The 522-nt window shown below is 33.9% G+C and carries 1 pseudogene; it reads left to right on the forward strand.

Annotated features, from left to right (window positions below):
• A pseudogene (locus ACS8FC_RS20825) lies at positions 1–231 on the forward strand (glutathione peroxidase); the annotation flags it as partial.
• Between the last annotated feature and the right edge of the window lie 291 nt (positions 232–522).

Consider the following 522-nt stretch of genomic DNA (forward strand, 5'->3'; position numbering starts at 1 on the left):
TATGGTGTTAGCTTTCCTATGATGGCAAAGATTGATGTTAATGGCGCAGATGCTCATCCTATCTATGACTGGCTTAAAGACCAAAAAGGCGGTCTATTGACCGATGGTATCAAATGGAATTTCACTAAGTTTTTAATTGACAGCAAAGGTCAAGTTATCGATCGCTATGCGCCAACGACCAAGCCAGAAGCCATCAAAAAAGACATTGAGCAAGCATTAACCAATAAGTAAGTATCGAGTCTGAAAAAAATTGATTTTTTTATGAAAATATAAAATCAATAAAAACATATGCTTGCTAAAAATTTCGATATAAAAGTGAAAAATATTTAAAAAAGTGGAAAATAGCGTTTGACAGCCAAGTGTAAATCTATATAATACACACCCACAGCAAGGGGACTTATTTAGATAAGCCCAGCTGGTAAATTAACATTGAGTGTGACAGCCGATGTTAATGAAGCAATACAGAAATTCTATTTAAAGAATTTCTCTTGCAGAGCTAAAAAAGCAGTGCTTTTTTTATAC

Source organism: Psychrobacter sp. 1Y4, from assembly GCF_051847555.1.